The organism is Acidobacteriota bacterium (genome assembly GCA_016208495.1).
GTDB lineage: Bacteria > Acidobacteriota > Blastocatellia > Chloracidobacteriales > Chloracidobacteriaceae > JACQXX01.
In genome coordinates this window covers 51,015-71,358 of sequence record JACQXX010000037.1, presented here as the reverse complement: position 1 = coordinate 71,358, position 20,344 = coordinate 51,015, and the positions used below count along the sequence as shown (strand labels likewise).

Genomic DNA, 20,344 nt, shown 5'->3' with positions numbered 1-20,344 from the left:
ACCCGAAAACCGGAACCCGGAACCCGGAACCCGGAACCCGATTATTGGATTTTGCTCGGTGAGCGGAATTGCCCGACACCGCTCCCGATGTTGTTTGGCGAACCAATCAACGACCACGAACCAGTTGGGATAAACCGGCCCTGAATCCGATTGTTTGAGGTATCACCGATGACCAGGGTCGGTCCTCCGGTCAGTGGTCCGCTGGTGAAATTCACCACCGTCACGCCTTCCGGTCGGTTGACCTGTCCCAACTGGCTTCCGACCAATGCCATCGTGCTCGCATTGTTCGGATTGCCATTGGTCCAGCGCAGGATGCGGGAGTTTCCAGTATCGGCCACATAGAGCGTCCCACTCCCGTCAATGGTGATCCCCTGTGGGTTGCGGACCTGATTCATCCCGACTCCGGTTGAGGCGACGATGCTTCCGCTCGTCCCGCTCACCGTTGTGTTGGCATTGTTGATGCGGAGGATTCGGCTGTTACTTTCATCCGTTACAAACAAGCGGAACGTGCTGTCAATCACCAGCCCGCGTGGGCTGCCGACCTGACCGCTGGCTGTCCCGTTGGTGGCAATCACCACGCCCGTTCCTGGCGTGCCGTTGTCAAACCGCATCACCCGGCCATTTCCAGTATCTGACACATAGAGGTTGCCTTCGGAATCCAGTGCCAGCCCTTGCGGGGCTTTCACCTGGGAGTTCCCGGTGCCGTTCGTCGCAAAGTCCGCCCAGGTTGTACCACTGTCGGTTGACCACTGAATCCGGTTGTTTCCGGTATCCGCCACGTAGATTCGCCCCGTCAGGTCAAAGGCCACGGCTTCCGGCAACCGGAACTGCCCGTTTCCAGAACCCACCGTCCCGACTCCAAGCACTGTCCAATCAGTCCCGTCAAAACCCTGAACCCGGTTATTGTTTGTATCTGCCACCAGCAGTGCAAACTGAGTCACCGCACAATTCACGATTGTAATGGTCACTGTGTTGCTCACTGCACCGCACGGTCCGGATGGATCGTCGGTTGTCAGCGTCAAGGTCACCGTTCCAGCCGTGATTTCACCGGCTGATGGCGTATAGACCGCGTTGAGTGTGCTGGCATCTGGATTGAATGTTCCCGCACCGCCACTCCAGGTACCGGTTGAGGCACCGCCGCCAATCACACCCGCCAGAGTGACCGCCGGGTTGTCGGCACACACCGTCTGGTCTGGTCCGGCATTGACCGTGGCCACTGGATTCACGGTTTGCACGATGTTGACTGGCACGCTTGGGCAACCGCTGGCAGTTGCGGTCACCACGTACGTGACTGTCCCATTTCCGGTTAAGGTCTGGGCAATCGTGCTGCCTGAACCGGCTGACTGGCCCGTCACACTTCCGGTCACCGTTCCAATCGTCCAGCTAAAGCTTGCTCCACCTGGGGTGCTGGTCAAGGCAATGCTGGTCGTTCCGCCACTGCAGATTGCGGTTGGCGACACTGGATTGACCGATGGTGAAGAATTGACGGTTTGCACGATGTTGACCGGGCTTCCGGTGCAACCGCTCAGGGATGGTGTCACCACGTAGGTCACTGATCCACTTCCGGTTAAGGTTTGAGCAATGGTGCTGCCCGAACCAGCGGTTTGTCCCGTGACGCTGCCCGTCACGGTTCCAATCGTCCAGCTAAAGCTCGCTCCACCTGGTGTGCTCGTCAGGGCGATGTTGGTTGTTCCACCACTGCAAATCGCCGTCGGTGAAACTGGATTGACTGAAGGCGGTCCGGTTACTGACTGCACGATATTGACTGGGGCACTCGGACAGCCATTCAACGTCGCGGTTACCACGTATGTCACAGATCCATTTCCGGTTAAGGTCTGGGCGATGCTGCTGCCCGAACCCGCCGTCTGGCCCGTCACCGTTCCGGTTACGGTTCCGATGGTCCAGCTAAAGCTCGCACCTCCTGGGGTACTGGTCAGCGCGATGCTGGTCGTTCCGCCACTGCAGATTGCCGTTGGTGAAACAGGATTGATGGTTGGGTTTGGATTCACCGTTTGCACGATGTTGACGGGTGCACTCGGGCAACCACCAAGCGTGCCGGTCACCACGTAGGTCACTGTCCCGCTTCCGGTTAAGGTCTGGGCGATGCTGCTTCCTGAACCTGCTGTTTGGCCCGTCACGCTTCCCATTACCGTTCCAATCGTCCAGCTAAAGCTCGATCCACCTGGGGTGCTGGTCAGGGCAATGTTTGTTGTTCATCCACTGCAGATTGCCGTTGGCGAAACTGGATTCACGGTTGGTGTTGGATTGACCGTCTGCACGATGTTGACCGGGCTTCCAGTACAACCACTGAGCGACGGCGTCACGATATAAGTCACTGTCCCGCTTCCGGTTAAGGTCTGGGCAATTGTGCTGCCTGAACCGGCTGACTGGCCCGTGACGCTTCCGGTCACCGTTCCAATCGTCCAGCTAAAGCTCGCTCCTGATGGCGTGCTGGTCAACGCGATGCTGGTCGTTCCTCCACTGCAAATCGCGGTTGGTGTTACTGGATTGACTGATGGCGGTCCGGTGACTGATTGAACGATATTGACTGGCGCACTTGGACAGCCGTTCAAGGTTGCCGTTACCACGTACGTCACTGTTCCACTTCCGGTTAAGGTCTGGGCGATGCTGCTGCCTGAACCTGCCGTCTGGCCCGTGACTGTTCCCGTCACGGTTCCAATCGTCCAGCTAAAGCTTGCACCTGATGGCGTGCTGGTCAACGCGATGCTGGTCGTTCCGCCACTGCAGATCGCGGTTGGCGACACTGGATTGATGGTTGGGTTTGGATTCACGGTCTGGACAATGTTGACTGGTGTGCTTGGACAACCGCTCAGCGTCCCGGTCACCACGTAGGGTTAAGGTCTGGGCAATTGTGCTGCCTGAACCGGCTGACTGGCCCGTGACGCTTCCGGTCACCGTTCCAATCGTCCAGCTAAAGCTCGCACCTGATGGGGTGCTGGTCAGGGCGATGTTGGTCGTTCCGCCACTGCAGATTGCCGTTGGCGAAACTGGATTCACGGTTGGTGTTGGATTGACCGTTTGCACGATGTTGACCGGGCTTCCCGTACACCCACTCAAGGATGGCGTCACGATATAAGTGACTGTCCCGCTTCCGGTTAAGGTCTGGGCGATGCTGCTGCCCGAACCTGCTGTCTGGCCGGTGACTGATCCAGTCACCGTTCCGATGGTCCAGCTAAATGTCGCACCTGATGGCGTGCTCATCAGGGCGATATTTGTGGTTCCACCAGTACAAATCGCGGTTGGTGACACTGGATTGACTGATGGTGGTCCAGTGACTGATTGCACGATGTTGACTGGTGCGCTCGGACAGCCACTCAGCGTCCCGGTCACCACGTAAGTAACTGTCCCGCTTCCGGTTAAGGTCTGGGCGATGCTGCTGCCTGAACCTGCCGTCTGGCCTGTCACCGTTCCCGTCACCGTTCCAATCGTCCAGCTAAAGCTCGCTCCTGATGGCGTGCTGGTCAGGGCGATGCTGGTCGTTCCTCCACTGCAAATCGCTGGTGGGGAAACTGGATTGACGGTTGGGTTTGGATTCACGGTTTGGACGATGTTCACTGGTGCGCCTGGGCAACCGCTCAGCGTCCCGGTCACCACGTAGGTCACTGTTCCGTTTCCGGTTAAGGTCTGGGCGATGCTGCTGCCCGAACCGGCTGACTGTCCGGTCACGCTTCCCGCTACCGTGCCGATTGTCCAGCTAAAGCTCGCTCCACCTGGAGTACTGGTCAGCGCGATGCTGGTTGTTCCGCCACTACAAATCGCGGTTGGACCGGGCTTCCCGTACAACCACTGAGTGACGGCGTTACAACATAAGTCACTGTCCCGCTTCCGGTTAAGGTCTGGGCAATTGTGCTGCCCGAACCTGCCGTTTGTCCCGTGACTGATCCAGTCACCGTTCCGATGGTCCAGCTAAACGAAGCGCCTCCCGGCGTGCTCGTTAGCGCGATATTGGTTGTTCCGCCACTGCAAATCGCGGTTGGTGACACTGGATTCACCGATGGTGGTCCAGTTACTGATTGCACGATGTTGACTGGCGCACTCGGACAACCATTGAGCGTGCCTGTCACAATATAAGTGACTGATCCGCTTCCGGTTAAGGTCTGGGCAATCGTGCTGCCGGAGCTTGCCGTTTGGCCGGTGACTGTTCCGGTCACGGTTCCGATGGTCCAGCTAAAGCTGGCTCCACCTGGAGTACTGGTCAATGCAATGTTGGTCGTTCCACCACTGCAAATTGCCGTTGGTGAAACAGGATTTACGACCGGGTTTGGATTGACTGTTTGCACGATGTTGACTGGCGCACTTGGGCAGCCATTGAGTGTCCCCGTCACAACGTAAGTCACCGTTCCATTTCCGGTTAAGGTCTGGGCAATCGTGTTGCCTGAGCTTGCGGTTTGGCCCGTAACCGTTCCGGTCACCGTTCCAATCGTCCAGCTAAAGCTTGCACCTGATGGCGTGCTGGTCAGGGCAATGTTCGTTGTTCCGCCACTGCAAATCGCGGTTGGTGACACCGGGTTCACCACCGGGTTTGGATTCACGGTCTGGACAATATTGACTGGTGTTCCGGTGCAACCACTCAAGGATGGTGTCACGACGTAGGTTACCGTTCCACTTCCCGTCAGCGTCTGGGCAATCGTGCTGCCCGAACCGGCGGTTTGTCCGGTCACCGTTCCAGTTACTGTGCCGATGGTCCAGTCAAACGTCGCTCCACCTGGAGTACTGGTCAGGGCGATACTGGTTGTTCCGCCACTGCAAATCGCCGCTGGTGATACTGGGTTAACTGAAGGCGGTCCGGTCACGGTTTGCACCACGTTGACTGGTGCACTTGGGCAACCGCTCAGCGTCCCGGTCACCACGTAGGTCACTGTCCCACTTCCGGTTAAGGTCTGGGCGATGCTGCTGCCCGAACCGGCTGTCTGGCCCGTCACGGTTCCGGTCACCGTTCCAATCGTCCAGCTAAAGCTTGCACCTGATGGTGTGCTCGTCAGGGTGATATTTGTGGTTCCGCCATTGCAGATTGCCGTTGGCGATACTGGGTTGACGGTTGGGTTTGGATTGACGGTTTGGACAATGTTCACTGGTGCGCTTGGGCAGCCACTGAGCGTCCCGGTCACCACGTAGGTCACTGTCCCACTTCCGGTTAAGGTCTGGGCAATCGTGCTGCCCGAACCTGCTGTTTGGCCTGTCACGCTTCCCGTCACGGTGCCGATGGTCCAGCTAAAGCTGGCACCTGATGGGGTGCTGGTCAAAGCAATATTCGTCGTCCCGCCACTGCAAATCGCTGGTGGAGAAGCTGGATTCACCACCGGGTTTGGATTCACGGTCTGGACAATGTTGACTGGCGCGCTCGGGCAACCACTCAGCGTCCCGGTCACCACGTAGGTCACCGTTCCGCTTCCGGTTAAGGTCTGGGCAATCGTGCTGCCCGAACTTGCGGTTTGACCTGTGACGGTTCCGGTTACCGTGCCAATCGTCCAGCTAAAGGTGGCGCCTGATGGCGTGCTGGTCAGCGCGATGCTGGTTGTTCCGCCACTGCAAATCGCCGTCGGGCTTACTGGATTCACCACCGGGTTCGGATTGACTGTTTGAACGATGTTGACTGGTGCACTTGGGCAGCCACTGAGCGTGCCGGTCACCACATACGTCACTGCTCCGCTTCCGGTTAAGGTCTGGGCGATGCTGCTGCCTGAACCTGCCGTCTGGCCGGTCACGGTTCCGGTCACCGTGCCAATCGTCCAGCTAAACGTCGCACCTGATGGCGTGCTCGTCAGGGCGATGTTCGTTGTTCCATCACTGCAAATCGCCGTCGGAGTAACCGGGTTCACGGTTGGAACAGAATTGATCGTGATGGCCACATCATCCGTTGAAGCTGTGCAGGGTGCATTTGAAATCGTCCACCGCAAGGTATATGTCCCGGTGCCACTGGCTGGCGTAAACGTTGCGGTTGGGTTTGAAGTGCTGCTGAATTGGGCGCTTGAGGTGCTTGGGCCAGTTACCACCGACCACTGACCAGTTCCCGTGCCTGGCGTGTTAGCTGCCAGCGTGGCGTTCGTTCCCAGACACAACGTCTGATCCGGACCGGCATTCGAACCGGTCGGATTGGCCTGATAGGTAATCACCACATCATCGGTTGACGCCGTGCATGGTGAATTTGAAATCGTCCACCGTAGCGTGTACGCTCCAGGCCCGCCGGCTGGGGTAAAGGTCGCGGTTCGATTTGAAACGCTGCTAAACTGTGCGGTTGAAGTACTTGGACCACTGACCACTGACCATTGACCGGTTCCGACTGTCGGGTTGTTGGCCGCTAGCGTCGCATTTGATCCCACGCACAATGTCTGATCTGGGCCGGCATTCGAGGCAGTCGGATTGGCCTGATAGGTAATCACCACATCATCGGTTGAAGCGGTACAGGGTGAATTTGAAATCGTCCACCGCAGTGTGTACGCCCCAGCGCCGCTGGCTGGAGTAAAGGTCGCGGTCTGGCTGGCGGTGTTGCTAAACTGTGCGGTTGAAGTACTTGGACCACTCACCACCGACCATTGTCCCGTTCCCACAGTTGGATTATTGGCGGCCAGGGTCGCATTCGTTCCCAGACATAACGTTTGATCCGGACCGGCATTCGAAACGGTCGGTGCTCCCTGGTAGGTAATCACCACATCATCGGTTGATGCCGTACAGGGTGAATTTGAGATCGTCCACCGCAACGTGTAATTCCCTGTCACGGCTGGGCTTGGCGTAAAGTTCGAGGTTGCTGAGCTGGTATTGCTGAATTGGGCGGATAACGTGTTCCCTCCCGGCGGTGCCGTCACGACCGTCCAGAGCCCGTTCCCCGTGGTTGGGGTATTGGCTGCCAGCGTCGTGGTCGGCGTTGAGACGCACCGTGATTGATCTGGACCGGCATTCGCGGTCGTCGGTGCGCCATTGACGGAATAGGTTTGTCCGGTAAATGGCAGATTGGTAATGCCAGGATTCACTCCGGTTGAATTGACCATATTTAATCCCAGCGAAGCCGTGGCCGCCGTTCCAGTGTTGGCCGTTACGGTTCGCGTGGTGCCAGAACCAGTCACACTGGTCACGCTGGCACCGGTCCCACCAACAACTGAGAAATTCGAGGTACTCACCCCTGTCACCGACGCCGCAAAGGTCACCGTCCAGGTAACTGAGGTACTGGTGCAGGCTGGATTGGTTGAAGCCCGATTGATTGACGTCACCGACGTTCCGGTGTTGTTCAGGTTGAAACTGACACCGGTTGTAACCCCGGCGGCGCTGGCGGCCACCGTGTATGAACCCGTCGTGGCGTTGGCTGTTACCGTTCCGGTTGTCGCCGTTCCACTGGTGATGGTGGCTGGATTGCCAGCCAGCGTACAACTGGCACCGCTTCCGGGCGGGGTAAACGTCACCCGCCCACCGTTGACCGGCTCACTATTGGCACTGCTCACGGTGACTGCCAGAGGATTGGTAAAGTTTGTACTCGCCAGGGTGCTCTGGTTGTTTCCACTCGAAATCGCCATCGTAAAGCCACGCGATTCAAAGGCGCCAATATCCACTGTGCTTTGTTGTGGCCGCGAAATCCCGCGCTGATCGGTTGTGGGCGCTCCGGCGTTGGTCCCGGCATTGACCGCCGGGCTTCCAGGCAATAAGGCTCTGGTTTGGGTTGGTCCGCCATTGGAAGCCAATCCGCCCAGGCGTGGAATCACTGGATTTGCCTGAGTCCCAATCTGGTTCCCATTGGTGCCGTTGGTAATACCAGTCAACTGAAAATCTACACCAATCAGGTTAAACGAGCTTGAAGATGTAATGGCTGCCTGCACGTCAATATCGCCACCGGCGCCCTGGTTCTGGGCAATCAGGCAATTGGTGAGGGTAATGGTTGAACCTCCGCTGCTAATTCCACCACCATTGTTCGCACTATTATTGGCAATAGTCACATTTGTAAGTGTCGCCGTCGAAGCACTAAACAGAATTCCACCTCCCAAACTGTTACCACTGTTATTACTGATGGTACAGTTCGTCATCGTGGTGGCGGCACCGTCAATATAGAGACCGGCACCTGATGTCTGAATCGTATTATTGTTAATGGTTGAGTTCGTAACGGTTAAAGTTGAACCACCGCTCAATGCACCTTGGGTCCGCAGTCCTCCTCCAAATCCATTGGCATTGGTACAGCTATTCCCTGAAATCGTTGACTGGTTGATTGTAATATTTCCAGCATTGGCGGCAATCCAGAGCCCACCACCGCCATCACCCGACGTATTCCCGGTTGCGGTATTTCCTGAAACAAGACACGTTTGCAGGTTCAAACTGCAGCCGGCGTCAACTCTCACGCCGCCGCCAAGCGTCTGATTTCCATTGCTGATGGTCAGATTGTTCATCGCCACGCTGCCGCTGGTGATGTTGAAAATCCGGAAATTCGGTGTTCCCCCAGCCGTGCTCCGGGTCACTGTCACACCTGAACCACCATTGATGGTCAGATTTTTGTTGATCGCCAGTTCCGCCGTCGTCAAGGTCACGGTTGTCACACCAGAGAACGTAATCGTGCTCCCGGCGCAGGCATCGGTAATGATCTGCCGTAAGCTCCCGGCACCGCTGTCATTCCCGTTGGTGACCACGGTTGATACCAGGGTGATGACCACATCATCGGTCGAAGCCGTGCAGGGTGAATTTGAAATCGTCCACCGCAAGGTGTACGTTCCGGCCCCACCGGCTGGCGTAAACGTCGCCGTTGGACTTGATGTGCTGCTAAATTGGGCGGATGACGTACTCGGTCCGCTCACAACTGACCACTGTCCTGTTCCCACTGACGGATTGTTGGCTGCCAGCGTGGCCGAACCACTACAAATCGCCTGATCAGAGCCGGCATTGGCCGTCGTCGGGTTGCCGTTGACGGTATAGGTCTGGCCGGTGAATGGTAGATTCGTCGGACCGGGGCTCACTCCCGTCGCATTGACCATATTCAATCCCAGGGTTGCCGCTGCCGTTCCGGTATTGGCCGTTACCGTTCGGGTTGTTCCCGAACCGCTTACCCCCGTGATACTGGCGCCAGTTCCTCCCACCAGTGAGAAGTTTGACGTCGTTACACCCGTCACCGATGCGGCAAAGGTCACCGTCCAGCTTACCGAAGTATTGATACAGGCTGGATTGGTCGAAGCCCGGCTCATTGAACTCACCGTCGTCCCAGCCACATTGTTCGTCAGGCTGAAATTGACTCCGGTTGTAACCCCTTGGGCGCTGGCCGCCACCGTGTATGGCCCACCGGTTGTTCCATTGGCGGTAACGGTGCCAGTCGTGGCGGTACCGCTCGAAATTGTGGCCGGATTTCCGGCAATGGTACAACTGGCACCGCTTACGGGCGGGGTAAAGGTGACTTGCCCACCGTTGACCGGCTCGCTATTGGCGCTGCTCACCGTCACCGACAATGGAGTGGCAAAGCTTGTATTCACCGCCGTGCTCTGGTTGTTCCCGTTTGACAGGGCCATCGTAAACCCACGCGATTCAAACGCACCGATGTCGGTCGTTCCAACCCGGCTGATGCCACGCTGGTCGGTGGTTGGAGCACCGGTTGCCGTCCCGGCATTGATGGCGGGACTGCCTGGGAGTAAGGCGCGGGTTTGGGTCGTTCCGCCGTTGCTCGCCAATGCCGCCAGGATGGGATTGGTATTGAGGAGGTCACTGGCAACCGATGGCGACAGACTATTGTCGCTCAGCAGATTGAATCCTTGCGAGGTCAGGTTGGACGTCCCGCCATTTGAAATAAACCGAATTTGAGGATTCAAATTATTTGCAATAATGGTGTTTTTTAAGGTGAGGGAATGGGTTTCCCCAGCTCGCAAATTCGCGCTATAACCGACTGACGCATTATTGGCAATCGTGCAATTCACCAACGTGGTTGAGACCGTCACCCCTGATGATGATTCGAGTCCAATTGTTCCACAGTTACTGATCGTCACATTGGTAAGCGCCGCCGTGCGTCCATTCCTCAAGCCAAATTGGCTGGCATTGATGATGGCGCAGTTTGTCATGGTGATTGAAATAAAAGAGGCCACCGCCGTACCATTGGCGCCAGAGAATTCACAGTTGGAAAGGGTTGCGGTGCCTCCGCCAACATCCAGGTGAGCCGCATTGAGCCCGCTGGAGACACCTCCGCCTGTCACCCGTAAACCGCTCATCTGCAAGGTAATACCGTTAGCCACACTGAAAATTGTGAAGCTCCCGCCGTTGACCGTCAGCGTTGAGGCGCCAGGCCCGGTAATCGTTAATGTTCCACTGATGAGCGGCAGGCTACTCGACAGCGAGATTGTTCCGGTCAGTCCAGACTGAAAGGTAATGGTATCAGCAGCGGATCCGTTGTTATTAGCATCGGTAATCGCCTGCCTGAGTGAACCTGATCCTGAATCATTGAGATTGGTCACGTTAAACGTGGCATTTGAGACAAACACCCGCGTTGAGACCACGAGTGGTTCGCTCCTTGAATAGATGCCAACCGAGATTCCAACTCGACCACCACCGTAATAGACCGCCGAGACTGGCACCTCCAGGGTTTGGTTCGGTCCTTCCTGCCGGGCTACGGCCTCTGAAAGCCGAATTTCCTTGCTCCCTCCCATGTGCAAAACCAGCGTCTGGTCAGCCAGCGTCTCAGCCCACTCAACACCTGGAAACTCCAGTTCAATCTGGCCGGGATCCGCCCAGGGAGCAACGGTCCACTCCACGGCGGCGCTTTCCGGAATCCCACTGATGCGCCGTTCAAGTCCTGGTGCGATTTGCTGTTCCAGGGTGCCTCCCGCACGGAGCAGTTCAGATTGCACCTCAGGAAAGAGGTGTGAGGTAACTCCCTGAGTTTGAAGGCGCGAAACCGGTTTTATCATGGCGCGGATATCCTGCGCTTTTGGCTGAAGCAGGTTGGAAACCGATCCCAACGCTAAACCACGTGGCTGATCCTTCTGCAGATGAACTACCGGATTCAAACTGGTATCCACCGCTTTGTAGGCTGAAATTGATGTGAGTCCAATACTGAAACTCAATATGGTAATCGCGAACAGACAAATCCCCAGTATCTGGCGTAGCATGGCCTGTAACTCCCTCTAAATATTCAATTGAATCGTGGTGTCTCGCCTTTTTGCGAAAAGGGTTGGGTGAATAGGATTTCTGTTGATTCATCAATCCTTTGGCGGCTAAATCAATCTGTTTTTCTTTCAGATGAAACGCCTCAGGTCAGGGCCATCAATCACAAACATCACCATTTCTTTTTATAGTCCTTGTTTTGTAGAGTTCGGAAAGCGAGTAGCGACATCAGACTGGATTATCAGGCAAGAGGACCAGATGCACATCGGCGCCACCACCTACTTCATATAGGTGGTGGCACCTATTTTTGGGCCAGGGACCGGAGGAACCGGTCTAAATTCAAAGGATGAGGAATGAAATCAATTCAATAGGTTGAGCCCACTACGCGTTGGTCCCGAGACAAGAAAAAAGGGATGAAGCAAAAGAGATTCTTCACCCCTCATCTTCATCCCTTCAGACACTGAACCTTCAACCTCAAAGCCCAATGTCTTCCGCTTGATGCCTTCCGTCTGGTTACTGGATTTTACTCGGTGAGCGGAATTGCCCTGTTCCACTGCCGATGTTGTTTGGCGAACCGACCAGATTCCACTGTCCGGTTGGGATATACCGGCCTTGAATTCGATTGTTTGAGGTGTCTCCGACAATCAACATTGGACCGCCGGCAAATGGTCCACTGGTGAAAGTCACCACGGTAACTCCTTCAGGACGATTGACCTGCCCAAGCTGGCTTCCGATCAAGGCCATGGTACTGGCATTGTTCGGGTTGGCATTCACCCAGCGCAGGATGCGTGAGTTACCAGTATCAGCAATAAAGAGTGTCCCATTGGAATCAATCGTAATGCCCTGTGGATTCTGGACCTTGTTCATCCCTGTTCCAGAGGTTGCCAGGATCGTTCCGCTGGCTGTCGCCACCGTTGTGTGGGCATTTGTAATGCGCAAAATTCGGCTGTTGGTTTCGTCAGTAATAAATAAGCGGAACGTGGCATCAATCGCCAGCCCACGTGGGCTTCCGACCTGACCGCCTCCGGTACCATTGCTGGCAATCACCACTCCGGTTCCAGGATTACCGTCGTCAAAGCGCATGACCCGTCCGTTTCCAGTGTCGGAAACATACAGGTTGCCTTCTGAATCAAGCGTCAGTCCTTGCGGGGCTTTCACCTGATTGGTTCCAGTTCCATTAGTCGCAAAGTCCGCCCAGGTCGTTCCACCATCGGTTGACCATTGGATTCGATTGTTTCCGGTGTCCGCCACGTAGATTCGTCCCGTCAGGTCAAAGGCCACGGCTTCCGGCAACCGGAACTGACCCGGTCCAGAACCCACCGTGCCGACTCCGATCACAGCCCAGTTCGTTCCGTCAAAACCCTGAATCCGGTTATTGGTTGTATCCGCCACCATCAGCGAATACTGCACCACCGTACAATTCACGATTGTAATGGTCACCGTATCGCTCACCGCACCGCACGGTCCAGATGGATCGTCGGTTGTCAGCGTCAACGTCACCGTTCCAGCCGTGATTTCACCAGTTGATGGCGTGTAGACCGCGTTGAGGGTGTTTGCATCCGGGCTGAAGCTTCCCGCTCCACCACTCCACGTTCCGGTCGCGGCACCACCGCCAATCACACCCGCCAGGGTAACCGCCGGGTTGTCGGCACACACCGTCTGGTCTGGTCCGGCATTGGTCGTTGCCGCTGGATTGACAGATTGAACGATGTTGACTGGTGCGCTCGGGCAACCGCTCAGCGTCCCAGTTACCACGTAGGTCACTGTCCCGTTTCCGGTTAAGGTCTGGGCGATGCTGCTGCCCGAACCGGCTGACTGTCCGGTCACGGTTCCGGTCACTGTTCCAATCGTCCAGCTAAAGCTCGCTCCACCTGGAGTACTGGTCAGGGCGATGCTGGTCGTTCCGCCACTACAAATCGCGGTTGGCGATACCGGGTTGACTGATGGTGTTGGATTGACGGTTTGCACGATGTTGACCGGCGTTCCAGTACAACCACTCAAGGATGGCGTTACAACATAAGTCACTGTCCCACTTCCGGTTAAGGTCTGGGCAATTGTGCTGCCCGAACCTGCCGTTTGTCCCGTGACTGATCCAGTCACTGTTCCAATCGTCCAGCTAAACGTCGCTCCACCTGGCGTACTGGTCAGGGCGATGTTGGTTGTTCCGCCACTACAAATTGCCGTTGGCGACACTGGATTGACCGATGGCGGTCCAGTCACGGACTGCACGATGTTGACCGGCGCGCTCGGACAGCCACTCAGCGTGCCTGTTACCACATACGTCACTGATCCGCTTCCGGTTAAGGTCTGGGCGATGCTGCTGCCCGAACCTGCCGTTTGTCCCGTCACGCTTCCCGTCACTGTTCCAATCGTCCAGCTAAAGCTGGCACCTGATGGTGTGCTGGTCAACGCGATGTTCGTTATTCCACCACTGCAAATCGCGGTTGGCGAAACTGGATTCACCACCGGGTTTGGATTCACGGTTTGGACGATGTTGACGGGTGCGCTCGGGCAACCGCTCAGGGTTCCGGTCACCACGTAAGTAACTGTTCCGTTTCCGGTTAAGGTCTGGGCGATGCTGCTGCCCGAACCGGCTGACTGTCCGGTCACGCTTCCCGTCACCGTTCCAATCGTCCAGCTAAAGCTGGCTCCGCCGGGCGTGCTGGTCAGCGCGATGCTCGTCGTTCCGCCACTGCAAATCGCGGTTGGCGACACTGGATTGACGGAAGGAGCTGAATTGACTGTCACCACCACATCATCGGTTGACGGAGTGCAAGGTGAATTTGAAATCGTCCACCGCAGAGTATAGACCCCAGCTCCACCACCAGGCGTAAAGGTCGCTGTCCGGCTTGCTGTGTTGCTAAATTGCGCACTTGACGTACTTGGTCCGCTGACGACCGACCATTGCCCGGTTCCGACGGTCGGATTGTTGGCGGCCAACGTGGCACTTGAACCAGCACAGATGGCCTGATCCGGCCCGGCATTTGACGTGGTTGGTGTTGCCTGATAGGTCAAAACCACATCGTCAGTCGAAGCAGTACAAGGTGAATTTGAAATCGTCCACCGCAAGGTGTAGGTGCCAGTTACGGTTGGAGCTGGAGTAAACGTCGCAGTTGCCAGATTGACATTGCTAAACTGACCAGAAGCAGTTGAACCTCCAGGTGGTGCCGTAACAACACTCCACTGCCCCGTTCCGGTTGATGCGGCATTGGCAGCCAGAGTCGCCGCCGGATTGGTCACACACAGAGTCTGATCCGGTCCGGCATTCGACGTGGTCGGTGCCGCCTGGTAGGTCAAGACCACATCATCGGTTGACGGAGCGCAAGGTGAATTTGAAATCGTCCACCGCAAGGTGTACGTCCCGGCGCCTCCGGCTGGTGTGAACGTAGCCGACTGGCTTGCGGTGTTGCTAAATTGGGCACTGGATGTACTCGGCCCGCTGACAACTGACCATTGTCCAGTTCCCACGCTCGGGTTGTTGGCGGCCAGCGTGGCGTTTGTTCCAACACACAACGTCTGGTCCGGCCCGGCATTTGAAGGAGTGGGGGACGCCTGATAGGTAATCACCACATCATCAGTTGACGCCGTACAGGGCGCATTTGAAATCGTCCACCGCAAGGTATAGCTACCGACGGCCCCAGGGTTAGGGGTAAATGTCGCCGTGGGCGAAGTTACGACACTAAACTGATTTGACAACGTTGAGCCACCAGCCGGCGCAGTGACAACTGACCACAATCCTGTTCCGGTTGATGGTGCATTGGCGGCCAGCGTGGCTGTCGGACTTGCCAGACAGAGGGTTTGATCTGACCCCGCGCTCGCCGTGGTTGGAACACCATTCACCGTATAGGTCTGGCCACTTGTGAACGGAAGGTTGGTCAAAACCGGATTTACCCCGGTGTCATTGACCATATTCAGCCCAAGTGAAACTGCGGCTGCGGTTCCAGTATTGGCAGTGACGGTCCAGGTTGTTCCAGACCCGGTGACGTTGGTAATACTGGCTCCGGTGCCACCAGCAAGCGCAAAATTCGACGCGGTTACTCCCGTGACTGATCCCACAAACGTCACCGTCCAGCTCACTGAGGTACTGGCACAGGCCGGATTGCTGGAAGCACGAATGATTGAAGAAACAGCCGTTCCAACCGAGGTCACCGTGAGAGTAAACGTCGCGTCACTTGTCAGAGTACAATCATCAGTGGCCCGGATCGTGATGGTGTGGGTTCCAACTGGACCAGCATTGGAAATTGAAACCACACCATTTGTATTGTTAACCGAGATTGTTCCGGTGTACGTCCCCTGATCCTGAACGACAATGCTCGAAATCGTTCCATCATCACTGGGCCCGGTCGCCGGGTTAATCACAAGTGCACTGCCGTTGGCGACCGAATCGTTGTTATAGCTCAAGGTCGGAGCAGTATTGGCCGTCACCGTTACATTCAGCGTTGCAGTTGCGCTCTGATTCTGGTTATTTGTCACTCTGACAGTAAAACTGGCATTGGAAGCTGAACAAGTCGCGGCAATCGTGGCCGTCACTGTCCCATTGGCAGCCACCACCAGATCGTTGATCGTGACTCCGTTGAGTGTCGCTGATGAACCGAAATTCGTTCCATCACTGCTCACAGCGATGGTCAGCGTATTTGCTGCCTGGGATGTCCCAGGACCGGCGGTTCCAATCGCACTCCCAGCGATTGTTGCCCCTTGCAACAGCGAAACCGGTGTGGTCGAAAGCGTGGGTTGAGAGTTTTCCGGATAAAATTTGATTTCAGCCACCTGTGTGCTGAGAACAGCCCCAGCATTCTTCACGGTTGGGAAAATCAGCATAAATGTCTGATACGGCGTGGTATTGGAAAAGCTGATTTCCTGGGAATTGGCATCGTCAAGCGTACTGGTATTGCGCCCGGATGGTAACGCCAGGCTGCCAGAGCTGATTAAGGTAAAGAGATTGGCGGCAAAGGGCCCGTTGCCGGAAATCGGACTGTTCGTTCCATACAACTCATAACTGGCCGGATCACGGTCTGGAAAATCATTCGCGGTATAAACTCGAAACCGGTTGATGACTCGCCCCGATGGACTGCAATTGATTGGCGAAACGATATATCCGACATTGGCGGTGTATCGAATCAACGATTTGGAAAACGTTCCGTCAAAGGCTTTGTCGGGCGATTCGGAAGCCGAGGCGCCATTGGTCCCAACTTCAAACTGGGCGCCGTTCAACCGTCCGCCCCATAACGGCATGGTGCTGGTCATCACGGTTGGCCCAAGCAAGCTCAACGTCGCTGGGTTTGAGGTAATTGGCGCGCAGGCCGCCGTATCCACGACCACGTCGTAACTACCGGCATCGGCTGCGGTAAAGACTGGTATGGTATAGCTGCTGTTCGTCGCCCCGTTAATATCAACACCGCCCTTGCGCCACTGATACGTCACCCCAGTTCCAGTCGTTGTCACCGACACCGTGGCTGAACCGCCGTCACAAATAACCTGACTGACCGGATGTGTGGTGATTGTCGGACACGATACTTCCAGCGTGTATGCCTGAGTTGAGAAACACCCGTTGTTGTCTGAAACCAGAATTGTAAAATTATAAGTTCCATCAGTGGTTGGAGTTCCTGACAAGATCCCATCCGAAGATAAAGCTAACCCAGTCGGTAACGCCCCAGAACTGACACTGAAAAAGTATGGTGACGTCCCTCCACTCCCCGTAAATGTCTGACTATATGGCACGTTGGATCCAATCAGAGGCAATGAAGTTGGGGAAATCGTTACCCCACCGACACAGTTTTGGACTTCATAAGCCCCGATGTCACTGGCGTTGCCACCTGAAGCTGAAGAAACGCCAGGAACGTCAACCGGGCGTGGTCGGCTCCGCTGGTCAACACTCACACCGGTGAAAGCACTTCCCTTGTCAATCGCCGGGCTTCCAGTCAACAACCGATGAGTCTGGGTGAGTCCGCCGCCAAAATATCCCAATGGACTAAGTGCTGTCGTGAACACATTCGCCGGTGTCACGGTTTGGTCTTGTGTTCCGCCGGTTGGGCAGCCAGTTCCACTGCCAAACAGATTGTAGCCATTGGTCACAATCGCGGTACTGTTGCTGTCGCAGTCGGCAAAACTTGCCTGTTGCGCGGTGTTGCCAGCAACAATGGAATTCTGGAGTGTCAGCGTTCCGGCTTCATTGTAAATACCACCGCCTCGGCTGCTGCCAGCCGCACCGTTTTGGGCCACATTTGATGAATTTGTTCCACCGGCGCCACCCATGGCGGTATTGCTGGCAATCGTCACATTAACCAGCGTCATACTGCCGCTGTTCTGGTAAATGGCACCACCCACGCCACCACCGCCGCCGCCGGCACCGTTTCGTGAGAATGAAGAGCTTGAATTTGCTCCCGCACCGCCTAAGAAACCACCACCAGCACCGCTTGTTCCAAAACCGGCGCCATACCCACCGCCGCCGCCGCCGCCGTAGCGTCCACCAGCAGCACCATCTCGACCGTTCCCGCCGCCGCCGCCGCCACCACCAAAACCACCTGATTGCGGTGCAGTTGAGGTAGGTATGACAATTCCACCAGCACCACCATTGCCACCGCCGGCACCACCGCCGCCGACACAACACCCACCGCCACTATTCCCGCCAGCGCCGCCAACGGCCTGATTGCCGGAAAATGTGGTGTTGGTAATGCTGACCGTGCCGCCATTGTTATAAACCGCTCCGCCAAGGCCGCCGCCGCCGCCGCCGCTGCCAGCACCACCATTCCCAACTTGACCCGTGGCGGTGTTATTGACCAGCGCACACCGATTCAGGGTCAGTACGCCAGTGGAAGTATTAAAAATACCGCCGCCGCCACCTGTCACCGGTCTGGCACCCACCGTCCCATTGCCTATCAACATGGAATTGGTCAAGGTCAAGGACCCGGCGTTGCGGATACCGCCACCTTCAACCCCAAGGCCATTACTGATCACCAGGGTATTGATCGTCACCGCGATACCACTGGCGACATTGAAAATCGGATAATTTCCGCCGGAACTCCGATTGACGGTTATTTCTCCCAGCGAATTGTTGAGCGTGACACTGGCTGAAAGGTCAGGTAAGGCGCTTGTCAGATTGATGGTGCCCATCACGCTAAAACTAATGGTCCTGCCACAGCTCGGCACGGCGTTGTTTTCCTGAATCGCGGCACGTAACGTACAAACCCCACCTGCCGTTTGACAGACGCCATCCCCTGGATTGGCATCTGGGGCATCCCCCAGGTCATTGACCGTAAATGATGTTCCTGGAGTACAGGCGGCAATGACGAGTGTGTATGCTTTATTTCCGGTACATCCAAACCCATAGGTTGCGGTTACGGTAAAGCTAAACGAGCCATTGGTCGTCGGCACGCCGCTTAACGTTCCATCACTGAGCAACGTTAACCCAGGCGGAAGACTTCCGCTGGTCACCGCATAGGTGTAGGGTGCCGTTCCACCGCTGGCTGAAATCGTTTGCAAGTAACTTAATCCAACTGTGCCACCTGGCAACGATGACGGGCTAAATGACAGGGTTGAACAACTCGGAATTATCTCAAAAGCGCCAATGTCGCTGTCGTCCCCCCCAGATGCCGCCGGGATCGTGGTAATGTTCGTGGGTCGTGTCTGACCGCGCTGATCGGTTGTGACCCCAGCGGCGGCGGCGCCTTTATCCAGTGCCGGACTGCCAGCAAGCAGCGCAATGGTTTGTGTATACCCACCGTTGCTGGCCAGTACATCCAATCCAGGGCTGGTCACACCGGTTTGGTTTCCATTGGTACCGTTGACGAGTCCACCTGACCCGGAGGTACCGACAAGATTGTAAGAACTGGACGCATCAAGCGTTCCATTAATGTTTTGATTGGATGAACCCGTATTGCTGACAACAATGGTGTTTTTTAAGACAACCGTCAGCCCATTTGCAAAACTTATCCCACCACCGGAACCACTCGTAGACTGATTGTATGCCACCGTGCAGTTGGTCATGGTCAATGTCCCGGCTGAGATGCTCAAGCCACCACCACCACTGGCGGCCTGATTGTTGCTGATCGTACAGTTGGTCAGGGTATTTGATGTTCCAAAACTGACCAACCCGCCACCCGCACCGGTCGCAGTATTATTGGCAATCGTGCATCGGTTGAGCGTGATCACGCTGTCGTTTTGCACGCCGCCGGCCTGTGGCGAGGTGTTTCCAGTCACCACACACTCGGTCATGGTCAAGGTCCCGGAGTTTTGGATCCCGCCGGCCTGTCCTGGATTATTGCCGTTGCTGATTGTCAGTTTGGTCAGCGAAACCGTCCCGCTGCTGATATTGAAAATGCGGAATTGCGTCGCTCCGGAACGCGTAATCGTCACCCCATTGGTGCCGCCGTTGATGGTCAAATTTTTGTCGATCAAGAGTTCGTCCGACGTCAATGTCACGGTCGTCACGCCGGAAAACTGGATCGTGTCGCCCGAGGCCGCCGCCGTAATCCGGTCGCGCAATGACCCCGAACCACTGTCATTGCCATTGGTCACCGTCAACGTGGCATTGGTCGTAAAACCACCCCCGGTCGCTGCCCGCGACGCCGACACCACTCTCAACCCAATCTGAAGCACATCGGCGGTCGAATACACCCCAGGTGTGATACTCACCCGGCCTTCACCCAAAAAATCAACCGTGAGTGGAACTTCAATCGTCTGGTATGACACTTCCTGCCAGGCTTTGGCATCCCGAATCAGGATATCTTCAGCCGCTGTGTGCAGAATCAAATTCTGGTCGCCGTCATACTCAACCCACTCAACCTCAGGAAACTCAAGTTGAAGCTGAGTCGGATCTGTCCAGGGGGCAACTGTCCATTCAATTTCCATATTTTCGGGAACACCCGTCACCCGGCGATCAAGCCCTGGGGCGATCTGCTGGGGCAACAGGCCGTTTGAAACAAGGAGTTGCGATTGCAGTTCCCGAAATGGTTGCGCTGTCACCGTTTGAACCTGAGTTCTGGAAACGGGCTTCACCAATGACCGCACATCCATGGCGGGAGCATTGCGCCCGATCAAAAATCCATCTGGCGCCAGAGGGTGAAGAAGTTTCCCTCGCTGGTCTTGCTGGAGACGGGTCACTGATTTGAGATTGGTATCAACCGACTTGCGGGCTGAAGTTGAGGTAAGTCCAAGACTTGAACTGACGATCACAACGGCAAACAAGCTCATTCCCAGGATTTTGCGTAACATACCCAACCACTTCCTCTCAATACAAATCATGAATTATGAAAATATTAACCACTTGTTTTTC

Annotated in this window: 5 protein-coding genes; all 5 read right to left on the bottom strand. The window is 56.0% G+C overall.

What is annotated here, in order from left to right; genetic code table 11:
- Window positions 1-41: 41 nt before the first annotated feature.
- Entirely contained in the window at window positions 42-2,147 is a 2,106-nt protein-coding gene (locus HY774_06495; GenBank protein ID MBI4748120.1) for a hypothetical protein, read from the bottom strand.
- 66 nt (window positions 2,148-2,213) lie between these two features.
- Entirely contained in the window at window positions 2,214-2,720 is a 507-nt protein-coding gene (locus tag HY774_06490; protein ID MBI4748119.1) for a hypothetical protein, read from the bottom strand.
- Entirely contained in the window at window positions 2,689-3,804 is a 1,116-nt protein-coding gene (locus HY774_06485; GenBank protein ID MBI4748118.1) for a hypothetical protein, read from the bottom strand. The genes HY774_06490 and HY774_06485 overlap by 32 nt, the downstream gene beginning before the upstream one ends.
- Window positions 3,744-11,078 (bottom strand): right-handed parallel beta-helix repeat-containing protein, encoded by a 7,335-nt coding sequence (locus HY774_06480; protein MBI4748117.1) that lies wholly within the window; start codon window positions 11,076-11,078, stop codon window positions 3,744-3,746. The genes HY774_06485 and HY774_06480 overlap by 61 nt, the downstream gene beginning before the upstream one ends.
- 508 nt (window positions 11,079-11,586) lie before the next feature.
- Window positions 11,587-20,283 (bottom strand): putative Ig domain-containing protein, encoded by an 8,697-nt coding sequence (locus HY774_06475; GenBank protein MBI4748116.1) that lies wholly within the window; start codon window positions 20,281-20,283, stop codon window positions 11,587-11,589.
- Window positions 20,284-20,344 lie beyond the last annotated feature (61 nt).